General features: G+C 65.0%; 17 protein-coding genes and 1 tRNA gene. 10 read left to right on the top strand and 8 right to left on the bottom strand.

What is annotated here, in order from left to right:
- Positions 1-10 precede the first annotated feature (10 nt).
- Positions 11-520, bottom strand: a complete 510-nt coding sequence (locus tag ACSF9G_RS20925; protein WP_436644087.1) for a disulfide bond formation protein B — start codon at positions 518-520, stop codon at positions 11-13.
- A 36-nt stretch (positions 521-556) separates the two neighbouring features.
- A complete protein-coding gene (locus ACSF9G_RS20920; protein WP_436644086.1) occupies positions 557-1,138 on the bottom strand; it encodes a YqaA family protein in 582 nt (193 codons plus the stop codon).
- 114 nt (positions 1,139-1,252) lie between these two features.
- Between ACSF9G_RS20920 and ACSF9G_RS20915 the strand changes: the two genes are divergently transcribed.
- A tRNA-Leu gene (locus tag ACSF9G_RS20915) sits at positions 1,253-1,339 on the top strand.
- A 569-nt stretch (positions 1,340-1,908) separates the two neighbouring features.
- Here ACSF9G_RS20915 and ACSF9G_RS20910 read toward each other — a convergent pair.
- Positions 1,909-2,526, bottom strand: coding sequence for an EF-hand domain-containing protein (locus ACSF9G_RS20910; RefSeq protein WP_436644085.1), 618 nt, complete (start codon positions 2,524-2,526; stop codon positions 1,909-1,911).
- A 254-nt stretch (positions 2,527-2,780) separates the two neighbouring features.
- On the opposite strand from ACSF9G_RS20910, the gene ACSF9G_RS20905 reads away from it, so the two are divergent.
- From ACSF9G_RS20905 to ACSF9G_RS20890, 4 genes are all read left to right on the top strand, one after another.
- On the top strand, positions 2,781-3,500 hold the full coding sequence (locus ACSF9G_RS20905) for a response regulator (protein WP_436644413.1): 720 nt from the start codon (positions 2,781-2,783) through the stop codon (positions 3,498-3,500).
- Positions 3,497-4,861 carry an ATP-binding protein gene (locus tag ACSF9G_RS20900; protein ID WP_436644084.1) on the top strand — a complete coding sequence of 455 codons (1,365 nt, stop codon included), beginning with the start codon at positions 3,497-3,499 and terminating at the stop codon, positions 4,859-4,861. The genes ACSF9G_RS20905 and ACSF9G_RS20900 overlap by 4 nt, the downstream gene beginning before the upstream one ends.
- 101 nt (positions 4,862-4,962) lie before the next feature.
- Positions 4,963-6,645 carry a PAS domain-containing protein gene (locus tag ACSF9G_RS20895; protein WP_436644083.1) on the top strand — a complete coding sequence of 561 codons (1,683 nt, stop codon included), beginning with the start codon at positions 4,963-4,965 and terminating at the stop codon, positions 6,643-6,645.
- 140 nt (positions 6,646-6,785) lie between these two features.
- Positions 6,786-7,952: a D-alanyl-D-alanine carboxypeptidase family protein gene (locus ACSF9G_RS20890; RefSeq protein WP_436644082.1), complete on the top strand. Its 1,167-nt coding sequence runs from the start codon at positions 6,786-6,788 to the stop codon at positions 7,950-7,952.
- A gap of 17 nt (positions 7,953-7,969) precedes the next feature.
- Here ACSF9G_RS20890 and ACSF9G_RS20885 read toward each other — a convergent pair whose 3' ends face one another.
- A complete protein-coding gene (locus ACSF9G_RS20885; protein ID WP_436644081.1) occupies positions 7,970-8,224 on the bottom strand; it encodes a sulfurtransferase TusA family protein in 255 nt (84 codons plus the stop codon).
- 211 nt (positions 8,225-8,435) lie between these two features.
- Between ACSF9G_RS20885 and ACSF9G_RS20880 the strand changes: the two genes are divergently transcribed.
- From ACSF9G_RS20880 to ACSF9G_RS20865, 4 genes are all read left to right on the top strand, one after another.
- Positions 8,436-10,235: a long-chain-acyl-CoA synthetase gene (locus tag ACSF9G_RS20880; protein ID WP_436644080.1), complete on the top strand. Its 1,800-nt coding sequence runs from the start codon at positions 8,436-8,438 to the stop codon at positions 10,233-10,235.
- Between the two features lie 81 nt (positions 10,236-10,316).
- Positions 10,317-10,865, top strand: a complete 549-nt coding sequence (locus ACSF9G_RS20875) for a DUF924 family protein (RefSeq protein WP_436644079.1) — start codon at positions 10,317-10,319, stop codon at positions 10,863-10,865.
- Positions 10,866-10,956: 91 nt separating this feature from the next.
- Complete coding sequence (locus tag ACSF9G_RS20870; RefSeq protein WP_436644078.1) at positions 10,957-12,348, top strand: lipopolysaccharide biosynthesis protein; 1,392 nt, start codon at positions 10,957-10,959, stop codon at positions 12,346-12,348.
- Positions 12,349-12,395: 47 nt separating this feature from the next.
- Positions 12,396-13,640 (top strand): GNAT family N-acetyltransferase, encoded by a 1,245-nt coding sequence (locus tag ACSF9G_RS20865; RefSeq protein ID WP_436644077.1) that lies wholly within the window; start codon positions 12,396-12,398, stop codon positions 13,638-13,640.
- Positions 13,641-13,652: 12 nt separating this feature from the next.
- On the opposite strand, the gene ACSF9G_RS20860 is transcribed toward ACSF9G_RS20865, so the two are convergent.
- From ACSF9G_RS20860 to ACSF9G_RS20845, 4 genes are all read right to left on the bottom strand, one after another.
- Entirely contained in the window at positions 13,653-15,281 is a 1,629-nt protein-coding gene (locus tag ACSF9G_RS20860) for an acyl-CoA synthetase (RefSeq protein ID WP_436644076.1), read from the bottom strand.
- Between the two features lie 91 nt (positions 15,282-15,372).
- A complete protein-coding gene (locus tag ACSF9G_RS20855; protein ID WP_436644075.1) occupies positions 15,373-15,900 on the bottom strand; it encodes a CAP domain-containing protein in 528 nt (175 codons plus the stop codon).
- Positions 15,897-18,386 carry a DUF3772 domain-containing protein gene (locus ACSF9G_RS20850; RefSeq protein ID WP_436644074.1) on the bottom strand — a complete coding sequence of 830 codons (2,490 nt, stop codon included), beginning with the start codon at positions 18,384-18,386 and terminating at the stop codon, positions 15,897-15,899. The genes ACSF9G_RS20855 and ACSF9G_RS20850 overlap by 4 nt, the downstream gene beginning before the upstream one ends.
- Positions 18,387-18,471: 85 nt before the next feature.
- Positions 18,472-19,107, bottom strand: coding sequence for a DedA family protein (locus ACSF9G_RS20845; RefSeq protein ID WP_436644073.1), 636 nt, complete (start codon positions 19,105-19,107; stop codon positions 18,472-18,474).
- A gap of 544 nt (positions 19,108-19,651) precedes the next feature.
- Here ACSF9G_RS20845 and ACSF9G_RS20840 point away from each other — a divergent pair.
- Positions 19,652-20,593: a metallophosphoesterase gene (locus ACSF9G_RS20840; RefSeq protein WP_436644072.1), complete on the top strand. Its 942-nt coding sequence runs from the start codon at positions 19,652-19,654 to the stop codon at positions 20,591-20,593.
- The last annotated feature ends 2 nt before the right edge of the window (positions 20,594-20,595 follow it).

Genomic DNA, 20,595 nt, shown 5'->3' with positions numbered 1-20,595 from the left:
GGGTGCGCGTCTATCGGGTGCTCTTGAACGCCGCGCCCAGCGTAATCGCGGCGAGCGCTGCCGAGATCAGAAAATTGTAGCCCGCGAGCGACACGCCGAACAGCTGCCAGGCCGCTTCGTCGCAGCGTACCAGTACGACGTCGTTCAGGCTTTCCAGCAGGTTGCCGGTGTCGAGCGCGCGCCCCGCGCCGGCCGCGCAGTCGGTCGGGCCCGGCCAGAATTTCCATTCGACCCCAGCGTGATAGGCGGCAAGCCCGGCGCCCCCCAGAAAGAGGAGGCCGACGATCCCGATCAGGCCCCTCGGAACCACCGATCCCGGCATGCGGCGGGCGGTGACGAAAGCGATGAAAGCGATCGGAACGCCGATATAGTAGGGAATGCGCTGCTGGAGGCAGAGCGGGCAGGGCACGTAACCGGCCATCTGGAAAGCCCAGGCGCCGATGATGGTCGCGGCTCCCACGAGAATCACCGCAGCCGAGGCGCGGCCCACCGGCGTACCGAAGTTAGGTGCGTTGCTCATGCATCCATCCGGGTTCTGGCCGATCACGGCCGAGGTTCACAGCAGAAAACGCGCCACTACGAATCCGCCAAACAGCAGAATCACGAAAATCGTGAACAACAGCCCGAGCCGGCGCTCGATGAAGTCGCGGATCGGCGGGCCGAGCCACCATAGCAGGGCAGATACGGCGAAAAAACGAAGCCCCCGGGACAGAGCGCTGGCGACCAGGAAGACCGGCATCGGCAAGCCGGTCGCGCCGCTGGCGATCGTGATCACCTTGTAGGGGAACGGCGTCAGACCGGCGAAGAACACGATCCACGCGCCGTATTCGTTGTAGTGGCCGGCGAACTCTTCGAACTTGTCCGCGTAGCCGTAGAACTGCAGGATCGGCTCTGCCAATGCGTCGAACAGGAAGGCGCCGATGAGCCAGCCGGCGATACCGCCGAGGACCGAGGCGAGCGTGCAGATCGTCGCATAGAAAAACGCCTTGGCCCGCTTGGCCAGGACCATCGGGATCAGCAGGACGTCCGGCGGGACGGGGAAGAACGAGCTCTCCGAAAAGGAGATCCCCGCCAATGCCCAGGTGGCGTGGCGACTGGCCGCGAGAGCCATTGTCCGATCGTAGAGTTGGCGCAGCATGGCGGGCGGATGTACGCGGTTTCCGGGGCTGAGTCCATCGGCTACATCGCATGCCGTGCATCGTCATACGAAAGCGTTGACGATGGGCCCGCGAACCCTATGATCGCGCGCCGTGCCCCTGTGGCGGAATTGGTAGACGCGGCAGACTCAAAATCTGCTTTCCGCAAGGAAGTGCTGGTTCGAGTCCGGCCAGGGGCACCATTTCTCCACCTCTCCAGACCGTTGTTCGCCGCACGGATCTTGTCCGTGGACGCGGCGGATCGCCGCCGTCCGGAGAGGCGGGCCGGCCAGACCGGTTTCCGGGCGTTGAGGCGGGGGATCAGCGTGGACCGGTGCGGGCAACACTTCCCCTCGCGCCGCCAGCGCTGGTTTCGATGATTCGGATATCCGGGGGGTGTTTTTGGTTAAAAACCGGGCTCCGCCGAAACCGTCAGGTCGCGTCGCTAGAGAATCCCTATGGTCCGCATGGTCTGGGAAACTTGGGTCGATACGGTCTTGATATAGTAACCGTGATTTTGTCCCACGTCCCAGACGACGGCCAAGGTGATTATGAACACCACGATAACCGCACGCATACGGGTCACCTTGGAACAAAAAGATTTAATACTCGTATACGCTTAAAGCGGGCATTTTCGTCAAAGGACCGCTTTTAACATTAGTGATCGGCGCTCAAAAAAAGCGCGGCCCGGACGGGGGCAATGGCCGGGCCGCGCATTCCCGCCTTGCCTGTCTGCAAGAGCAGGGCGGAAACTGAGGTCAGGGACGAAATCCTAGTTGTCGGTCCCCTGTTGCGGGCCGCGGCGCATCCCGTCCTTGGGGCCATAGCCGCCGTGACCGCCCCGAACCCGGTCGAACCCGTGGGGGCGATCGTCGCGCGACAGGACACCGTCGCCGTTGCGGTCGAAGCGTTCGACCAGCCTCGTGCCCGGCTTGTCGAACTCTTCCTTCGTTATCTCCGCGTCACCATCGGGATCGAGGAACTGGAAGGCCCGAACCGTCGCCGGCTCGGTGATCTCGCTGAACAGCGCGCCGAATTCTGTGAGAGAGAGCTTCCCGTCGCCGTTGGTGTCGTAGGTTTCGAATCGCTGGGTACGGGCGGCGTCGATCTCGGCCTGGGTCAGCTTTCCGTCCTTGTCCGTGTCGGCGAGTTCGAACATCCGCTTGGCGACCATCGGCCCCGTCATGCCGCCCATCTGACCGCTGAAATGCCCGCCGAACCGGTCACCCATCGGGCCGTGTTCGCCGTGCATCATGCCGCGCATTCCGCCGTCGCGGCAGGGACCGAAGCCGTGGCCGCGCCAGCCGCTGTCGGCGTAGACGGCGGAGCCGACCCCGATGACCGCGAGGACGGCGCCGGCGGCGACCAGTAGTGTGGTGGAGGTCTTCATTCTTCACTCCAATTTGCTCGTCTTTCGATGAGGGCATTGAAGCGTGAAGACGTCGCGGGAGTTTGTCGGCGAGGCACTGTTTTGTATCAGTTTGTATCTCGCCGGCGGCCGGTTTCGCGGCCGTATAGGCCCGGCATAGGCCCGGCCGGCGCGTTGTCGGCGCCGGGGCCGCAGCGGAAGGTGCGTCGACCGGAAATACGAATTGATACACATTCGGCTGCGCTCGGGACCGCCAGTGGATGTATCACAAGGGCATGCAGGGCAAGCCGCACATACTCGTAGTCGACGACCATCGCGATATTCGCGAACTGGTCAGCCGCTATCTCGTCAAGAACGGCTTTCGCGCAACGGCGGCGGAAGACGCGCGGGCCGCGCGGTCCATACTCGCGATGTCGGCGATCGATCTGGTGGTGCTGGACATCATGATGCCTGGCGAGGACGGGTTGTCGCTTTGCCGGTATCTGAGGGAGTCGACACAGATACCGGTCATTCTCCTGACGGCGATGGCCGAAGAGACCGACCGCATCGTCGGGCTCGAGATCGGCGCCGACGACTACCTGACCAAGCCTTTCAATCCGCGTGAACTGCTGGCTCGGATCCGCTCGGTTCTGCGACGTACCGAGGCGATACCGCCAAACCGCGAACCGGGGACAGGCGGGACATACCGATTTGCCGGCTGGACGCTCGACCCGGCGCGGCGCGAACTGATCCGTGCCGATGGCGTGACGGTCTCGCTGTCGACGGGCGAATTCCGGCTGCTCGTCGCGTTCCTCGACAGGCCCGGCATGGTGCTCAGCCGCGACCAGCTGCTCGACATCACGCGGGGCCGTGAAGCGATTCCCTTCGATCGGTCGATCGACAATCAGGTCAGTCGCCTGCGGCGCAAGATCGAAGGCGATCCGAGAGATCCAACGCTGATCAAGACGATCTGGGGCGGCGGCTACGCATTCTCGGCGGATGTCGAACGCCGATGAGACTTCTACCGAAAAGCTTCTCGGGCCAGCTCGCGCTGCTTCTGTTCCTGGCCCTTCTGGTCGCCCAACTGGTGACCTTCGTGTTGTTCGCCGGCGAGCGCATGCGCGCGTCGCGGCAATCCTACCAGGAATCGGTCGTCGAGCGCGCCATCACCCTGAAACGGCTCATGCAGGATATCCCGCCGGCCATGCGCGGGCGTCTGCTGGAAGCGGCGAGCGAGCCGCGGGTCAAGTTCTGGGGAAGCGACAAACCGAGCACAAGAGGCGGGCGGGACAAGGTATCGGACTTCCTGGCCACGGAACTGGCGGCCGCGCTTGAACTACCGCGCCGCTCCGTGCGGGTCGCAATTGGCGTCGAGAAACCTGGACGCCGAGCGCATTGGTGGTCGTTCCGGGACGGCCGGCCGCCTCCGCCGCAGCGGATCGGCTGGTTCAAGGCGGCGATCGAGCTCGAAGACGGCGGCTGGATGAACATCGCGACGGCACCGCCGCCCGGTCCCCGGCCGTTCGGTCGGCCGCTGCTCGTAAGCCTGCTGATATCCACCGCTGCCATGCTGGTGGCGGCGATGCTGGTGGCGCGCCGGATCGTGCGGCCGATGCGCGCGCTCGCGGATGCCGCCGAGGGGCTTGGCCGCGGCGAGGCAATCGACGCGCTGCCCGAAACGGGCCCGGAGGAGGCACGGCGCTCGGTTCGTGCCTTCAACGAGATGCGCGAACGCCTCGATCGTTTCGTGCGCGACCGCACGCACTTGCTGGCGGCGATCTCGCACGACCTCAGGACGCCGCTCACCAGTCTCCGGCTTCGCGCCGAACTGCTCGATGATGTCGAGATGCGCGAGAAGATGATCGCAACGATCGAGGAGATGCAGCACATGACGGAAGCGACGCTCGCCTTCGTGCGCGCCGATCAGGCCGAAGAGGAAACCCGCTCGATCGATCTTGCCGCCCTGGTCGACAGCCTCGCCGCCGACCTGGTCGAACTTGGCCAGAGCATCGAGGTGAACGAGGAGGCGCGTCCGGTGGTGCGCGGGCGTACGGTCGCGCTTCGCCGGGCCATCCGCAACGTCATCGAGAATGCCGTGCGTTACGGCGAACGGGCACGCGTCACCGTCAGCATGATGGAGAGCCCGTCCGAGGCGCGGGTCCTGGTCGAGGACGATGGTCCGGGGCTGCCCGAAAGCGATCTGGAGCGTGTGTTCGAACCCTTCGTACGCGGCGAGGCGTCGCGAAGCCGGGATACCGGAGGTATCGGGCTCGGCCTCGCCGTCGCCCGCTCAATCGTCCGTTCGCACGGTGGCGACATCTGGCTGGAAAACCGGCCCGCCGGTGGATTGCGGGTGGTGATGACGCTGCCGGCCTGAGGGCGATTGTCGAGAGAAAGCGCCGCTTGCGGCCGTTTACCGGATTTTCAAGCGGATCCGGGACGATCGCCACGTATGCCTAACGGCAGGGACCGTCCCGTGTGAAAACGATACTGAAGAAAACGGTGCATCCGTCCTCGATCCTGTCGGCGCTCACGGGGAGCGTTTGCCGGCGGGTTGCGCTCGTCGTTTTCCTGGCGGCGATCCTGCTGAACGCTGCGGTCACGGTTTTCTTCTATCACACCGAGAGGAACGGCTTCGTCCATGAACGGTCGGCGGAAGCGCTGTCGCTGTTCGCCGCGGCGGTCGATCCGACAGCGTATCCGGGCATCGAGGCGCTGACTGAGATGGGCGAAAACCTGGTGCGCAACACCAAGGTCGACGGCGGCGTGGTCATCAGTGGAGCCGGTGAAGACCGCGCCGTCTTCGGAACGGTCCCCGGCCTGACATGGGCGGAGGCGCGACTGAGCGGCGAAGTCGTTCGCTTCTCGCCTGCCACCGGCATGTTCGATATTTTCATTTCGCCCGAGCAATCGCGGTTGCCCTATGGCGTGATCCTGAGGCTGAACGTGGCCGAGGACTGGCAGAAGCTCTCCGCGAGTCTGTTCAAGCAGGCGATGCTGTTGCTTGCGGTGGCCGTCGTGTTGAGCGTGCTGACCGTGCTGATCGTTGCCAATCAGGTGGTGCGGCCGCTCGCAACGATCCGCGAAGTGGTCGATCTGACGCTCAACGCGCCGGAGGACTCCGGCGCGGTTCGCACGGGCATTTCGCGCAGCGACGAGATTGGTACGCTGGCACGCGCGGTCGATCAGCTGCTGTTTCTGACGTCGACGACATTCACCGACGAGCTGGCCGCCGCGGTGACGATCCTGGAGAAGTCGCCCCACGGTATCCTCACCTTCTCAGAGCAGGGGCATTTGATTTCGGCGAACCAGGCAGCCCTTTCCTTGTTCGGGGAACGCAATTTCACCGGTCTTCTCAATCGCGATCCCACGAGCCTATTCCGGTTCGGCGACGAGGCGGTGGATTGCGTCGCGTTCGCCAGCCGCGGCGCGACGCTCGGTCCGGGAGAGATACTCCAGGAGGCCGGTAACTTCCCGTGTCTGATCGCGGGCGACACCATCAATCGCGCCGATGGGACGGTGCTGCGGCGCTTTCTGATCTTCGTCGACATGCGCGATGTGGTCGATCAGGTGCGCGCCGAAGTGCATCGGCGGGAGGCCGCCGAAGGGCGCGTCAGGGAACTGGCCAGCGACCTGCGACTGATGCGGCGCAATTTCGATGCCTGCCTCGTCATTACCGAAATGGACAGTACCGGGCCGGTGCGCCCCAACCCGGTTACGTTGCAGCCGCGCGCCCTGATAGAGACATGGTCGGAACGACTGGCCGCCGACGGCGAACCTGCGCCCGCGCGCCTGGAGATCGGAGACCTTCCGCCGGTCAAGGGGGTTCCGGCCGATCTCCGCCGGCTTTTCGACACAGCGCTGGAGGTCGTGCGCCTTCGCAGCGGGGCCCCCGATATACGCGTTGCGATTTCCGGTGCGGGCGACGGCGCCGACGTGGAGATCGTCTTCCGCGAAATTACTGAAACCGGTACGGATGTCGAGATCGCCTCCGATGTCGACATGGCGATCCTGCTGGGTGCGCTCGGCGTGCTGTGTCGCCGGCAGGGCGGGGCGCTGATGGCGATGACCGGCGAGGATGGAACCAATCAGCTCGCAATCCGGCTGAAGGTCGACCTGACAGTCGCCATCGATATACCCGTCGAATTCGAAGCTGCCTAAGTTTTCCCACGTCGTGGTATTGCGACCTTTGCGTCGACTCCGGAATTCCGTTAACAAGGGGCATGGTGTTTTCTGCGCATAAACAACGGCGAGGCGGGTGGCGCTGGCGACGTTTTGCGGTCGCTGCGGTGTTCGCAGCCGTGAGCCTGGTTCTCGCGCCTACGGCAGGGCGCGCCGGTCCGGCGCTGGTGTTCGATACCGGCACGGGAGAAGTCCTGCACGCCTACGGAGCCTACACACCGTGGCATCCGGCGTCCCTCACCAAGATAATGACGGCCTACGTCACCTTCGAGGCAATCCGAAACGGCTCGGTTACGATGAAGACGCCGGTTCGCATTTCGGAACTGGCCTTGTCGCAGCCGCCCAGCAAGATGGGCTTTCCGGTTGGCACGGAAATCAGCATCGAATACGCGTTGCGTATCCTCATGGTGAAGTCGGCCAACGACATCGCGGTAGCGCTGGCGGAGACGGTTGGCGGCAATTACGACGTCTTTATCGCAAAGATGAATTCCACGGCCCGGCGGCTGGGCATGTGGGACACGCAATACGTCAATCCGCACGGTCTGCATGACGACCGGCAGGTGACCTCCGCCCACGACCTCGCGCTGCTGACCCGGGCGATCATCCGCGATTATCCCCAGTACCAAGCGTTCTTCGAGATCTCGTCGATCCAGGTCGGCCAGAAGGTGCTGCGCAACCACAACAAGCTGATCGGGCGATTCCGCGGCGCCGACGGCATGAAGACCGGGTATGTCTGCGCATCAGGGTTCAACATCGTTGCGACCGCCACGCGCGGTGGCCGGAGGCTGGCCGCCGTCGTGCTCGGCGGATTGCGATCGAGCCTGCGCGACGAAGTGACGGCGGGGCTTCTGGAAGCCGGGTTCGAGGCCGGCGGTGGATTCTCGCTGTTCGGCAAGGCGGGCCGCCCCACGATCGACAGCCTGCCGCGACCGGCATCGATCGGCGCGCCTGTCGATATGCGCCCCTATGTCTGCCAGAAGAAGAAGGCGCCGGCGGAGTACCTGTCCTTCGGAACAGAGCCCGCGGCGACGGTCGAAGCGAATTCCTCGCGGTCCCTCAATCCCGCCGGAACCGCGCTGGCGCTGACGGCGGCGTCGGCCGTCGACCTGGGTCCCATGACGCCCGGGACCAAGCCCGTCATCGCCTTCGACGTTCCGCTGCCGCGTCCGCGCCCCGTGAATAATGCGCCGAAGGCCAATCCGTTCAAGTTGTTCGCCAAGCCGAGCAACTCGAGCGCCGGGTCGTCGGGATTGACGGTGCTGCCGCGTTCCAATCCGATGCGGTGATCGCAGTCCGGTGACCGTCACCCCGCCTTACGGCGAATCGTGAAGCGGTAGACGCCTTCCGTTTCGGATTGCGCGACCAGCGCGTGACCGGTTTCCGAACAAAAGTGCGGAAAATCGATCACCGAGGCTGGATCGGTCGCCTCGACGGTCAACAGGGTTCCCGGTGCGAGACCCGACAGAACCTTGCGCGCCTTGAGGACCGGAAGGGGGCAGATCAGGCCCCTGACGTCCAGAATGTCGGCAGCAGACGAGTCCGGCTGTTTCTCGTCCATCAAAACGGTCCGTCCTCGTAGCTTGTGAACTCGATGCAGTCTCGTCGGCGACACCCGCCGCCGGGGGGCAGCGGTGCCTTGTCCCGTGCCCTCTTATCTAGGCCGTTCCAGAATGCTAGGAAAGATGCAAAGGGTGACCCGTCGCAGGTGACCAGTGGCGCTGGCAGGGCACCTCTGGAAACGCCTGCTTGGGGGAGGCGCGGGGGAAGAAATGTCGCTCCTTATACGGCTGCGCAGCGAATTCATCTACCTTGTTTCGGCCATCCGGATTCTCGGCAGGGTTTCGCCGATCGTCAAAAACCGGACACGTACGTTTCCAGATATCCTGGACACCCTGGCGGACCGGTACGCCGACAACGTCGCCCTGCTGAACGACCGAACTCAGTTGACCTACCGCCAGCTGCAGGCGCGTGCCAACCAGTACGCGCGCTGGGCGCGCTCGTTGGGCATCGGGAAGGGCGACACGGTCGCGCTGATGATGCAGAACGAGCCGGAATATCTCGCCGTGTGGATGGGCGTTATCCGTGTCGGTGGCGTCTGCGCGCTGGTCAACACGAACCTGTCCGGCGCGGGGCTCGCGCATTGCCTCAACATCGTCAACGCGCGCCAAATCCTTGTCGGCGGCGATCTGGTCGCCAAGTTCGAGTCGGCACTTCCCCATATCGAAACGCCACCGCGCCTGTGGGTCGCGGGCGGGTCCCATTCCGACGGCGACCCTATCGAGGCCGTGCTCGAGCAGTTGCCGGACGGTCCGTTGCCGGACGACGAAATGCCGGAACTGACGATCGACGATCCGGCACTCTATATCTACACGTCGGGCACGACCGGTCTGCCCAAGGCGGCGGTGATAAACCATTACCGGGTCCAGGCGATCATGGCCGGGTTCGCCGCGGCATGTCATTCCGGCGAGAATGACCGTATCTACGTCGCGCAGCCGCTCTATCACACGGCCGGCGGCGTGCTCGCGCCGGGCATCACGCTGATGAACGGTGGCTCCTGTTTCATCCGGGAGAAGTTCTCCACCCGCCAGTTCTGGGACGACGTTTGCGATTATGAATGCACCATGTTCCAGTATATCGGCGAGCTGTGCCGCTACCTGCTCAACGCGCCGACCCATCCAAACGAGACCAGGCACAAGATCCGGCTGTGCAACGGCAACGGGCTCAGGCCCGACATCTGGACCGATTTCCAGGAGCGCTTCCGGATCCCCCGCGTCATCGAGTGGTACGCGGCGACGGAAGGCAACGTCACGATCTTCAATCTGGACGGAACACCCGGTGCCGTCGGCCGCATTCCGAAGTGGCTGGAAAAGCGGTTCATGACGAAGATCATCCGGTTCGACGTGGAATCGGAGAAAGTCGTGCGCGGGGCGGACGGCTTCTGCATCGAATGCAAGCCGGACGAAACCGGTGAGGCAATCGGCCGAATCCTCATCGATCCGAAGGCCCCTGCACAACGCTTCGACGGATACGCGGACAAGTCGGCGACGGAAAAGAAAATCCTGCGCGAGGTGTTCGAGTCGGGCGATGCCTGGTTTCGAACCGGCGACCTTCTGAAGAAGGATGCGCTCGGCTACTTCTATTTTATCGACCGGATCGGCGACACGTATCGCTGGAAGGGCGAGAACGTGTCGACCTCGGAGGTCGCCGAGACCATCAACGTATTCCCGGGCGTGCGCGAGGCGAATGTCTACGGCGTCCACGTGCCCGGCCACGACGGACGCGCGGGGATGGCCGCGATCGCGGCCGACGACGACCTTGATCTTCCCGGCCTGCGCGAGCATATCAATGCCCAGCTGCCGCCCTATGCCCGGCCGTTGTTCGTGCGTATCCGCAAGGAGATGGAAGTCACCACCACGTTCAAGCAGAAGAAGGTGGATCTGCGCAACGATGGTTTCGACCCAGCCCGCATCTCCGACGATCTCTATTTCAACGATCCCGATACCGCCCGTTTCGAGCTGATCAATGCCGATCTGTTCGGACGAATCCATTCGGGGGCCATCCGCCTCTAGGAACGAGTCCCGACGCCAGGCAGGCGGGCCGAGCCGTTATCGGGATCAGCCATCTCACAATGTTGAACGGAGACTTCGCACATGACTGATCTTGCCACGCCGACCGACGTCCTCGACTTCTGGTGGTCGGCCGGTCCGACCAAATGGTACGCCGGCGGCGAGGCGTTCGACGAAGCCTGTCGCCAGCACTTCGAAGCTTTGCTGGAGCACGCCGCATCGGGCGGTCTCGAGGACTGGGAGGCCACGCCCCAGGGGGCGCTTGCCCTCATCATCGTGCTCGACCAGTTGTCGCGGAACATTCTTCGCGGTAGCCCGCGCGCCTTCGATCAGGACAAACGGGCGGTCGGCGTTTCCGAACGTGCCATCGCGGCCGGCCATGACCGGCTCTGGCCGGTGCCGGCACGCAATTTCTTCTACATGCCTTTCATGCATGCCGAGGATATCGACCTGCAGGCGCGCTGCTGCGACTTCTTCCGTGCCCATGCGGACCAGGATGGCTACTTGTACGCGCTGGTGCACCTGGATGCGATACGCCGGTTCGGGCGATTTCCCCACCGCAACACGGTTCTCGGCCGTGAGACGACTCCGGAGGAGCGCGCCTATCTGGAGTCCGGCGGGTTCTCTGCCTGAACCAGCGCTCTGTTCAGTCCGGAACCGTTTCTTAAACGCTTCTGCCTAGGCTCCCGCCGGTATTCCGGAACCGGACAGGACACGGGCCAGGGTGAGCGAGATAACCTCCGCGAACCAGCAGGACGACGCGGGTGCGCCGCGCGGGCGGATTGCCCGCGCGCGGCGTCTCGTCGTCGATATCCTGCGCGCAGAGACCGACCGGACGCTGGCCCAGCGCACGGCTGTCATCGCCTTCTTCATCCGCGCGTCGAGCGCGGCGATCGCGCTCGTCTCGCAGATCCTGCTGGCGCGCTGGCTGGGCAGCCATGAATATGGCGTCTTCGCCTTCGCCTTCGTGACGCTGGTGATCGTCGGCGGTCTGTTGCCGATGGGCTTTCCGACCGCGGGCCAGCGGTTCATCGCCGAATATTCCGAAGCCGGCCAGACCGGCCTGCTGCGCGGTTTCCTGGACGGCAGCCGCCTGCTGATGGTGGCGATCGGCACGACCGTGTCGCTGCTCGGCGCCCTCGGCCTATGGCTGTTCGGCGACCTGATCGACCGGCAATACCTGCTGCCGCTCTACCTGATCCTCGTTTGCCTGCCGGCCTATGCGCTGATGGAGGTCCAGGACGGCATCGCGCGCAACTACTCTTGGATCGATCTGGCGCTGGCGTTGCCCTATCTGGTGCGGCCGCTGATCATCATCGCGATCGTCGGCGGCACCATGCTCGCCGCCGGTAGCGCCGATGCGATCACCGGTGCCTATGCGCTGATCGGCGCGATCTGGATCACCGGGGTGCTGCAGACGCTGATGCTCGAATTGCGGCTCAGGCGTCGGGTGCCGAGGGTCGCGCGGGCCTTCGCCTGGAAACCGTGGGTGGTCACCTCGCTGCCGATTTTCCTGGTCGAGAGCTTCTACATGCTGCTTACCAACACCGACGTGCTGGTGCTGTCGATCTACGAAAGCCCGGACAAGATCGGCATCTACTATGCCGCGGTGAAGACACTGGCGCTGATCTCGTTCGTTCCCTTCGCGGTGACGGCAGCCTCCGCGCACAAATACGCCGAGTATGGCGCGACCGGAGACCGGGCCAGGCTCGAGGCTTTTGTGCGCGATACCGTGAACTGGACGTTCTGGCCGGCGCTCGCGGCCACGCTGGCGATGCTCGCGGCCGGCAAGCCGCTGCTGTGGCTATTCGGGCCGGAATTCGTCGAGGGCTATCCGCTGCTGTTCATTCTCGTGCTGGGCCTGATGGCGCGGGCGACGGTCGGTCCCGTGGACAGGGTCATGAACATGCTCGGCCAGCAGAACGTCTGCGCGCTGATCTACGCGGTCGCCTTCGCGCTCAATCTGGCACTGAACTTCACGCTGATCCCGATCTTCGGGCTCGCCGGCGCCGCCTGGGCGACGAGCCTCGCGCTGATCGCGGAATCGATCTTGCTGTTCTTCGGGGCAAGGGCGCGGCTCGGCCTGCATGTCTTCATTCTGAACGGCAAGCGCTGATCCGCGTCGCGAAACGGGACACCGGACACCCGGTGCGGGAATACGGTATGGCGACGTCGTCCGTCGACACAGGTGCGATATTGATGCGGAAGGGCACGGACCGCACGGCGAAAGCGGCATCCGCCGGCGCGCGACCGGATCGCGCCGAAATCGCTCGATTCGTCTCCGAAACAGTCGATCAGGACGGTCTCGTCCGCGTCCGCGACGACTGGAAGGCGCTCGCCGGCCGGGCCGCCGAGCCGAATGTCTTCTACGATCCCGATTTCGCGTTGCCGGCGATCGAAGGCCTCGGTGCCGGCGCCGCCATTCGTGCACTACTGGTGTGGCGCGACGAGGGGCCGTCCGGGCGTAGGCTGACCGGCGTGTTTCCCTTCATCGCGAAGCGGCGCTGGGGCGTCCCGCTCAGCGTCGGCGAGGCGTTCATCCATCCCTACGCCATGTCCTCGGCAGCGCTCGTCGACGGGCAGGCGGTCCCGGAGACCGTGGCAGCCTTCCTCGACTGGCTCGAGGGCGACACGTCGCCGGCTGCCTGGTTGTTCCGCTTCCTGCCGGAAGGCGGTCCGTTGCACGCGGCCTTCGTCGAGGCGGCCGGCCGGCGCAATGCCGCGCTCACCCGTCACGGCGCCTACCAACGGGCGGTATTCGACGGCGGCAGCGTCGACGAGCGCTATCTGGACGTCGCGCTCGGCACTAAGCGGCGGAAGGAATATCGCCGCCTTCGCCGCAGGCTCGCGGACCATGGCGAAGTGACCGTGACCCGCGCCGAGGCCCCGGACACGGTTGCGGCCGGGATCGACGCGTTCCTGGAGCTGGAGGCCTCCGGCTGGAAGGGCGCGCGGGGGACGGCGGCAGCGTTGTCGCCGGAGATCGCGCAGATGTTCAAGGCCATCGCCGTGGGCCTGGCGGCTTCCAGACAGATCCGCGTCGATGCGCTCAGGGTCAACGGCAACCCCGTCGCTGTCTCGGTGAGCTGCAGCGCGGGCACCGACTGGTGGCTCTGGAAGATCGCCTATGACGAGGCCTTCTCCGCCTACTCCCCGGGTGTCCAGCTCGTCGCCGAGATCACCCAGGCCGCGATTGCCGCGCGGGACGACGGGACCTACGACTCCTGTGCGTTGCCCGGGATACCGATGATCGAGCGGCTGTGGCGCCAGCGTCGGCCGTATGCAGATGTCCTGATTGCGCCGGCTACGCTTGGTGGATTGCGGGGCGTGGCCGGGCGTCTGGAAACGTGGCGGCGTCAGATGGAACGGATCGCCAAGCGGGCGCTAACGCTGGCCGGCAAGCGCTAGCCTGACGCGAGCTTATTCCTTATCGCGCAACAGGCGGCGAATGACCTTGCCGGTGGTCGTCAGCGGCATTTCCTCGAGGAACGCGATCTCGCGCGGATACTCGTGGGCGGCCAGCCGGTCGCGGACGAAGTCCTGGATATCGGTCACGAGCGCGTCGTCGGGCTCGACGCCCTCTCGCGGAACGATGTAAGCCTTGACGATCTCTGTGCGGACAGGGTCCGGCTTACCGACCACGGCGGCCAGCGCCACGGCGGGATGGGCGATCAGGCAGTCTTCGATCTCGCCGGGGCCGATGCGATAGCCGGCCGAGGTGATCACGTCGTCGTCGCGGCCGACGAAAAAGAAGTACCCGTCCTCGTCGACGAGGCCCTGGTCGCCGGTCTTCATCCAGTCGCCGACGAACTTTTCGTCCGTCGCTTCCGGCCGGCCCCAGTATTCGAGGAACATCACCGGATCGGGCCTGCGCACGGCGATCTGGCCAATCTCGCCTGGGGAGAGAACATTGCCGTCCTCGTCGATCACCGCGACCTCGTGGCCGGGCACCGGCCTGCCGATGGCGCCCGGTTTTGACACGCCGATCGCCGCGCAGGAAGACAGCACCAGATTGCATTCGGTCTGGCCGTAGAATTCATTGACGGTGAGGCCCAGAGCCAGCTTTGCCCACTCGTAGACCTCCGCGCCGAGCGATTCCCCGCCGCTGCCGACGGTGCGCAGCGAGATGTTCCAGCGGTCGCGCGGATTGCGGATGCCGCGCATCATCCGGAGCGCCGTCGGCGGGATGAAGGCGTTGCGGATGCCAAGTTCGGCCATCAGGGCGAAAGCGAATTCGGGATCGAACTTCTCGAGACGGCAGGCGACGACCGGTACGCCGTGAAAGAGCGCGGGAAACAGGATATTGAGCAAACCGCCGGCCCAGGCCCAATCGGCGGGCGTCCACGCGATGTCGCCGGGCTGCGGGAAGAATTCGTGCGGCATCTCCACACCGGGCAGATGGCCGGGGAATACGCGATGGCCGTGCAAGGCGCCCTTCGCCGCGCCGGTGGTGCCGGAGGTGTAGATGATGAGTGCGGGGTCGTCGCGGCCCGTGTCGGCGATCTCGAAACGCGGTGAGGCGCGGTCGCAGGCCGCGTGAAAGTCCTCGGCGCCATCCGGAAAGTCCCCGCCGGGGCCGTCGACCGAGAAGATCGTGTGCAGCGTCTCGGGACGGTTTTCGAGACGGGCGATCTTGGTTAGGCCGTCCGCGCCGGTGACGAGCGCGCAGGCGCCGGAGTCGGTCAACCGGTATTCGAGCGCGTCGATGCCGAACAGCATAGCGAGCGGAATGACGATCGCCCCCAGTTTGTACGCGGCGAGATGGGCGATCGCCGTTTCCGGGCCTTGCGGCAACAGCAGCGCCACCCTGTCGCCGCGCCCGACGCCGGCGGCGGACAGCGCGTTGGCGAACCGGTTCGAACGGTCGCTCAGCGTTCCGTAGGTGATCTTCTCGACTGAGCCGTTGGCCAGCCTATTCAGGATCGCGACCCGGCCGGGGTCCCGCGCGGCCCAGCGTTCGCAAGCGAAATGAGCGATATTGAACCGTTCCGGGATATCCCAGCGGAACCGGTTGACGAGCTCGTCGTAAGAGGAGGCGTTCGGCAGCATGGCGCGCCTTCATCGTAAGAGGCGGCCGGATCGTAGAAACCGGAGCGGTTTATTGCAACGTTCCGGGTTACAAACTGCTGGGCCGGCGGGTTTAGGCGGGCTTGGCCATGATCAGCACCCAGTAGACCTTGTATTTGGTGCCGGGCAGATAGACCGCGGCAATGCCGAGGTTCTTGGCGGGCTCGAACAGCATTGTGTCCCGGTGTGGTTCGCTGTCGCGCCAGCCGGAAAACGCCTCGGCCAACGTGTAGTAGCCGGCGCTGACCGATTCCTTGACCTCTGCGGTCTCGTATCCGGCTGCGGCGAGCCGCGCTTCCAGCTTCCCGTCGGGCCGGATCGCAGCACCTTTGCTGGCGGCTGCCGCGAGATCGCGGGCGTAACCGCGCGCGAGGGCGTTCAGCCTGTCGTCGACAGTGACCTCCGACAGACCGTTATTGGCGCGATAGGCGTTGATCATGCCGAGTGCTGAGTCCTCGTCGAGGTCGCCGGCGACTTCGGCGAGGTTCGCGTAGAGCGGTGACCGGGACCCGGAGTCCGGGCCGAAGCAGCCGGTCAGCAATGCCGGCACGACCGCCGCTATTACCAGCCGCAGAATGAACGCGCGCGCAAACGGGATCATTCGGCCGGTTTCTCCGTTGTGCGGGAGCGCCCGCCGATCGCGTCCTCGAGCCGGTCGATGTCGCGCAGGTTGATGTCGCGCTGCGGGAACGGAATTTCGATGCTGGCCTCGCGGAAGCGCTTCAGGATCTCGAACCGGAAGTCGCTGCGCACGGTCAGCGAGGTGTTCACGTCGCCGATATAGGCAAAGAGGTTGAACACCAGCGAGGAGTCGCCGAAATCCATGAAAAAGACCCGTGGCTCGGGATAGGCGAGAACATCGGGATGCCCCCGGGCGATATCGAGCAGGATATCGCGCACTTTCTCCGGGTCGGCGCCATAGCTCACCCCGATGGGAATGACGACACGGCCCATCATGTTGGAATGCATCCAGTTCTTGACGGTACCGGTTATCAGGTCGGAATTGGGGACGATGACGGTCGCACGATCGAAGGTCTCTATCTCGGTCGAGCGGATGGATATTTTCCGGACATTGCCCTGTTCGGCGCCGACGACGATCCAGTCGCCTTCCTTTATCGGGCGCTCGGCGAGAAGGATAAGCCCTGAAACGAAGTTGCTGACGATCGACTGGAGACCGAAACCGATGCCGACGGACAGGGCACCGGCCAGCAGGGCGACGTTCTCCAGGTTGAGGCCCATATAGGTGACGGAGAGGATCGCGGCGAGGATGACGCCGGCGTAACCCGCAATGGTCCGGATCGAATTGCGCAAGCCCAGATCGAGCTGCGTATTGGGCAGGAAGCGATTGCCAAGCCAGCTCTGGACCGCCCGCGTCGCCACCAGGCCGATGACGAGTACGATCAGCGCGCCGAGGATCGACGACAGCGAGATCGTCACGCCGCCAATCCTGAAGCCGAAGAAGGCCTTCTGGATCCACTGGTTCCACTGGCCCGTGTCGAAGCCCCAGGGCAGCATAACCAGAACGGCGCCGAAGATGACGACCAGGATGCGCAGCAGGCCGCTTGCCACCAATGCGATCTGCATGACGCCGCTCTCGCTGATGCCGAAGGCCGACGAGACGAAGCTGCCGATGCGACTGGTGGGAACCAGAACGGCGTTGACTGTTTCTTCTATCAGTCCGAGCAGCAGCCAAACGATCGCGAACACGGCGCCGGCCAGTACGAGCTGGATGGCGAGGAAGTTGGCGAGCGCGATGAATCCCGCGATCAGTGCCGCGAAGATGGCGAAGACCGAAAGCCAGACGACGCGGTGTATCCATTGCCAGATAATGCTGGTCTGGGCGGTCCCGCCGATGGGGATCTCGCGCCACGCGGCACCAATCCGACGCAATGCGCTCGCTATCAAGGCGGCGATCGATAGAGCGGCCAGAGCGCGCTTTACGATCTCGACCGAAACCGGTGCGACCAGCACGTCGTTGGCCGTCTCCAGATAGCCGCCGATGGCGAGGACGGCGGCAATCAGGGTCACCGATGCGACGGTCTGGGCTGCAGCGGTATCGGACAGGTTGATGGGGCGCCAGGCCGGCCGCAATGGCGCGCAGATGCCGCGGGCCAGACCGAACAGGAAGCTGAAGCTGGCGACGGCGGCGAACAAGCCGCGGTTCAGCTCGATCAGGCGCGGGGTCAGCAGACCACTGGAATCCAGCGCCAGATAGACCACCGCGATGGCGACCACCGGCAGGATGCCGTCCGTCACCATTACGAGAACCGCGCGGGACAGCTTCTGCAGACGCGGCACCTCGTGGTCGGCTTCGCCGATCGGCGGGGCGAACTTACGCATGAACCGGCGCACGAAGACGCCGATCACGATCGCAACGACGAATGCCACGGCGATGACAAGCGCCGATTCGACATTCATTCGAGAGACAGCGACCGCCCAGGAATCGGTGATCAGCAGGGTAAAGCCGCGCGTGACTTTCGGAACGTCCTGCAGGCCATCAATCCAGAAAGACGGATTGAGGATGCTGTGGTTGCGCACCGAAAGCGACCGGGAGAAGCGGTCGCGTCGCTCGGCGGCAACGTCGCGAACGACCTGCTCCGCCTGGATGATGGCGAGCCGGACCTTCTTCAGGGCGGCGTCCGCCGCCGCCAGTGCGGCTGTCTCCGCCCTGCGCCGTTCGGCAATGTCTGCTGTCTCCGGCGGATCGTTTTCCCCGGGCGCCGGACCGAGTTGATCGAGCCGCGCCTGGATCGCTGCGACATCGGGCTCGATCTGGGTGGCCAGGGCGCGTGCCTGCTCGATGATCTGCTCAGCCGCGGTCCGAGCGGCCGCGAGCTCCTCATCCGTCACGCCGTCGCGCTGAATGGCGAGCAGGGTGTTGTCGAGGTTGAGCTTCCAGGCGTCGGCCCGCTGGCCGATCGCGGATTGCGCCGCCGCCGGTGCCGAGAGCGCGGTGCCGGTTTGCGGTTGCTCGGCCGTGCCGGCCTGTGCGCCGTCGGTCTGCGCGAAGCCGTGCGCCGGCAGGGATACCGCCAGGACGGCCAGGATCGTGAAAATCACCGCAAATCGCCCGCGGCGCGCTGTCATGGGCGCTCTCCTTCCGAATCGACGGTCACAATAGACAGGAATTCCAGGCGGGACGAGGGCAGGCCATTTCGCGCGGAACAGCGGATCAGGGGCGGTCGGTCGGGACCGATGATGTCACCGTTCTGGCAAGGAGCAGGACCAGGCCGACGGCGCCGAGCGCCGTAGCGACGGCCGCAGCGATCCCCCAGGGGCCAAGGCGATGCGCAAGGTCGGAGAGGCTGGAGACATGGCCGGCGAAGTACCAGGCGCCGAGCCCCCAGGTACCGACCCAAAGGAAGCCGCCGATCACGTTGAACAGCAGAAATCGGGGGAACGGCATGCCGGCGGCGCCGGCGACAAGGCCGTTCAGTTGCCGCAGGATATCGAAGAAGCGGGCAAAGACGACGGCGATCGGGCCGTAGCGGGTGAAGACGGCTTCGACCTTGGCGAACCGTTCGTGGGTGAGGCCGATGCGGCGTCCGTGATGGAGGATCAGGGTGCGGCCGAGCGTGCGCCCGACGAGAAAGCCGACGCTGTCACCGAGGACGGCGCCGCACCATGCCCAGACAAGCAGCGCGATCAAGGATATCTCGCCGCGCGCGGCAAGTGTTCCGGACAGAACCAGCAGCGATTCGCCCGGGAGAGGGGCACCGAAGGATTCCAGAAAGATGATCGCGCCGGCCGCGACCGGGCCGTGGGCGCGGACGAAGCCCTCGACATCGGTGAGGAGCGGCTCGAACATCATGGCCTCGCGACAGGAGAGGATGCGGCTTGTGCCGCGAGGAATGTCAAAGGCCGTGCGGTCACACCGATAATCCGGTTCTGCCTCGTTACGTCATCCTGTTTGCAATTTGGACCGGTCGAGGTCAATCGCGCTGTTCCGTCGATTGTCATCGGTGAGAGCTGGGAGGCGCGAAACGAGCTGTGAGGGTGCGCTGCGGCGGCTCAATCGAGACGCCCGGGTCGTGCGCGGGGACTCGCCGGTGACGCTCCACGATCGGGGGGCGGGCGAAGGGGCGGCGCGATCTAGAGGTCCTGGATGGTGGCGCCGGTCGATAGGATACCGGCGATCCTGCGGCCGGAAATTTCGCGGCGCAGTTTGCGGACCTCGTCATGAGTAAGCGTGGTCATTGCCGGTCTCCTCCTCGGCCAAGGGGGCAAGTGGGATACTCGCCCAGAAAGCCGATCCCGCCGGGCAAGCATTTTTCCCGATAATCGCCTATATGAGGAGGGCCGGCTTCGGCCTTGGCACCCCAAAGCCACCGCCGCATATCGGACCGATAACGTTGAACGACCCCGATCTTTCCCGCCTCGAGACGCGGCTCGGACGACTGCACGCGCGCCAGCGCCTGGGCGTGGAGACGGATCACGAGGCCCAGATCTTCGGATACGGCCGCAATTTCTTCCATCTGGAAAACTCGCGGCTGTTCGCGCTCGCCGTCGAATATGGCCTGAAGGCCACCGGGCTGTATTGGCGGGGAAAGCGCAATGCCACCCGCGTCGTCCTGCGCGAGAACATCGTCAGATCCGCCGTGCTGCCGGCCGCCTTCGACGGCTATACGGTGCTGCAGCTGAGCGATCTGCACGGCGATGCCAGCCTGCGGGCGATGGCGCGGGTGCGCGAGATGATCGGCGGCCTCACCTACGATCTCTGCGTCCTGACGGGCGATTATCGCGGGCCCACGCACGGTCCGCACGGCCCCGCGGTCAAGATCGTCGCCGAACTGCTGCCGGCGATACCGACGCCGGTGTTCGGCATCCTCGGCAACCACGACACGGTGCGCATGGTGCCGGACCTCGAGGACCTCGGCATCCGCATGCTGATGAACGAGGCGGCGGCGATCGAGCGGGAGGGCGCGCGGATCCACGTCGTCGGTGTCGACGATCCGCATTTCTACCGCGCCGAGAACATTGAGAAGGCGGTTGCCGCCGTGCCGGACGACGAATTCTCGATCCTGCTGGCGCACACCCCGGAAATCTATCGCCAGGCGGCGCATGCCGGATTCGACATGATGCTGTGCGGCCATACCCACGGCGGCCAGATATGCCTGCCTGGCGGCATACCGGTCACCCTGGATTCGGAGCTGCCGCGCCGGCTCGGGGCGGGCGCGTGGGCGCATCATGGCATGGCCGGCTACACCTCGCGGGGCGCGGGCACGTCTATTGTGCCGGTGCGGTTCAACTGCGCGCCGGAAATCACCTTGCATCGCCTGGAGGTGGCGCGCTGAGC

It is taken from the genome of Microbaculum mangrovi, from assembly GCF_051390635.1.
GTDB lineage: Bacteria > Pseudomonadota > Alphaproteobacteria > Rhizobiales > Tepidamorphaceae > Microbaculum.
This window is presented reverse-complemented; position numbering and strand designations above follow the sequence as displayed.

Coding starts and splice junctions, on each gene's coding strand:
- ACSF9G_RS20925 (WP_436644087.1), bottom strand. CDS start 520: ATGAGCAACGCACCTAACTTCGGTACGCCGGTGGGCCGCGCCTCGGCT.
- ACSF9G_RS20920 (WP_436644086.1), bottom strand. CDS start 1,138: ATGCTGCGCCAACTCTACGATCGGACAATGGCTCTCGCGGCCAGTCGC.
- ACSF9G_RS20910 (WP_436644085.1), bottom strand. CDS start 2,526: ATGAAGACCTCCACCACACTACTGGTCGCCGCCGGCGCCGTCCTCGCG.
- ACSF9G_RS20905 (WP_436644413.1), top strand. CDS start 2,781: ATGCAGGGCAAGCCGCACATACTCGTAGTCGACGACCATCGCGATATT.
- ACSF9G_RS20900 (WP_436644084.1), top strand. CDS start 3,497: ATGAGACTTCTACCGAAAAGCTTCTCGGGCCAGCTCGCGCTGCTTCTG.
- ACSF9G_RS20885 (WP_436644081.1), bottom strand. CDS start 8,224: ATGGACGAGAAACAGCCGGACTCGTCTGCTGCCGACATTCTGGACGTC.
- ACSF9G_RS20880 (WP_436644080.1), top strand. CDS start 8,436: ATGTCGCTCCTTATACGGCTGCGCAGCGAATTCATCTACCTTGTTTCG.
- ACSF9G_RS20875 (WP_436644079.1), top strand. CDS start 10,317: ATGACTGATCTTGCCACGCCGACCGACGTCCTCGACTTCTGGTGGTCG.
- ACSF9G_RS20865 (WP_436644077.1), top strand. CDS start 12,396: ATGGCGACGTCGTCCGTCGACACAGGTGCGATATTGATGCGGAAGGGC.
- ACSF9G_RS20860 (WP_436644076.1), bottom strand. CDS start 15,281: ATGCTGCCGAACGCCTCCTCTTACGACGAGCTCGTCAACCGGTTCCGC.
- ACSF9G_RS20855 (WP_436644075.1), bottom strand. CDS start 15,900: ATGATCCCGTTTGCGCGCGCGTTCATTCTGCGGCTGGTAATAGCGGCG.
- ACSF9G_RS20850 (WP_436644074.1), bottom strand. CDS start 18,386: ATGACAGCGCGCCGCGGGCGATTTGCGGTGATTTTCACGATCCTGGCC.
- ACSF9G_RS20845 (WP_436644073.1), bottom strand. CDS start 19,107: ATGTTCGAGCCGCTCCTCACCGATGTCGAGGGCTTCGTCCGCGCCCAC.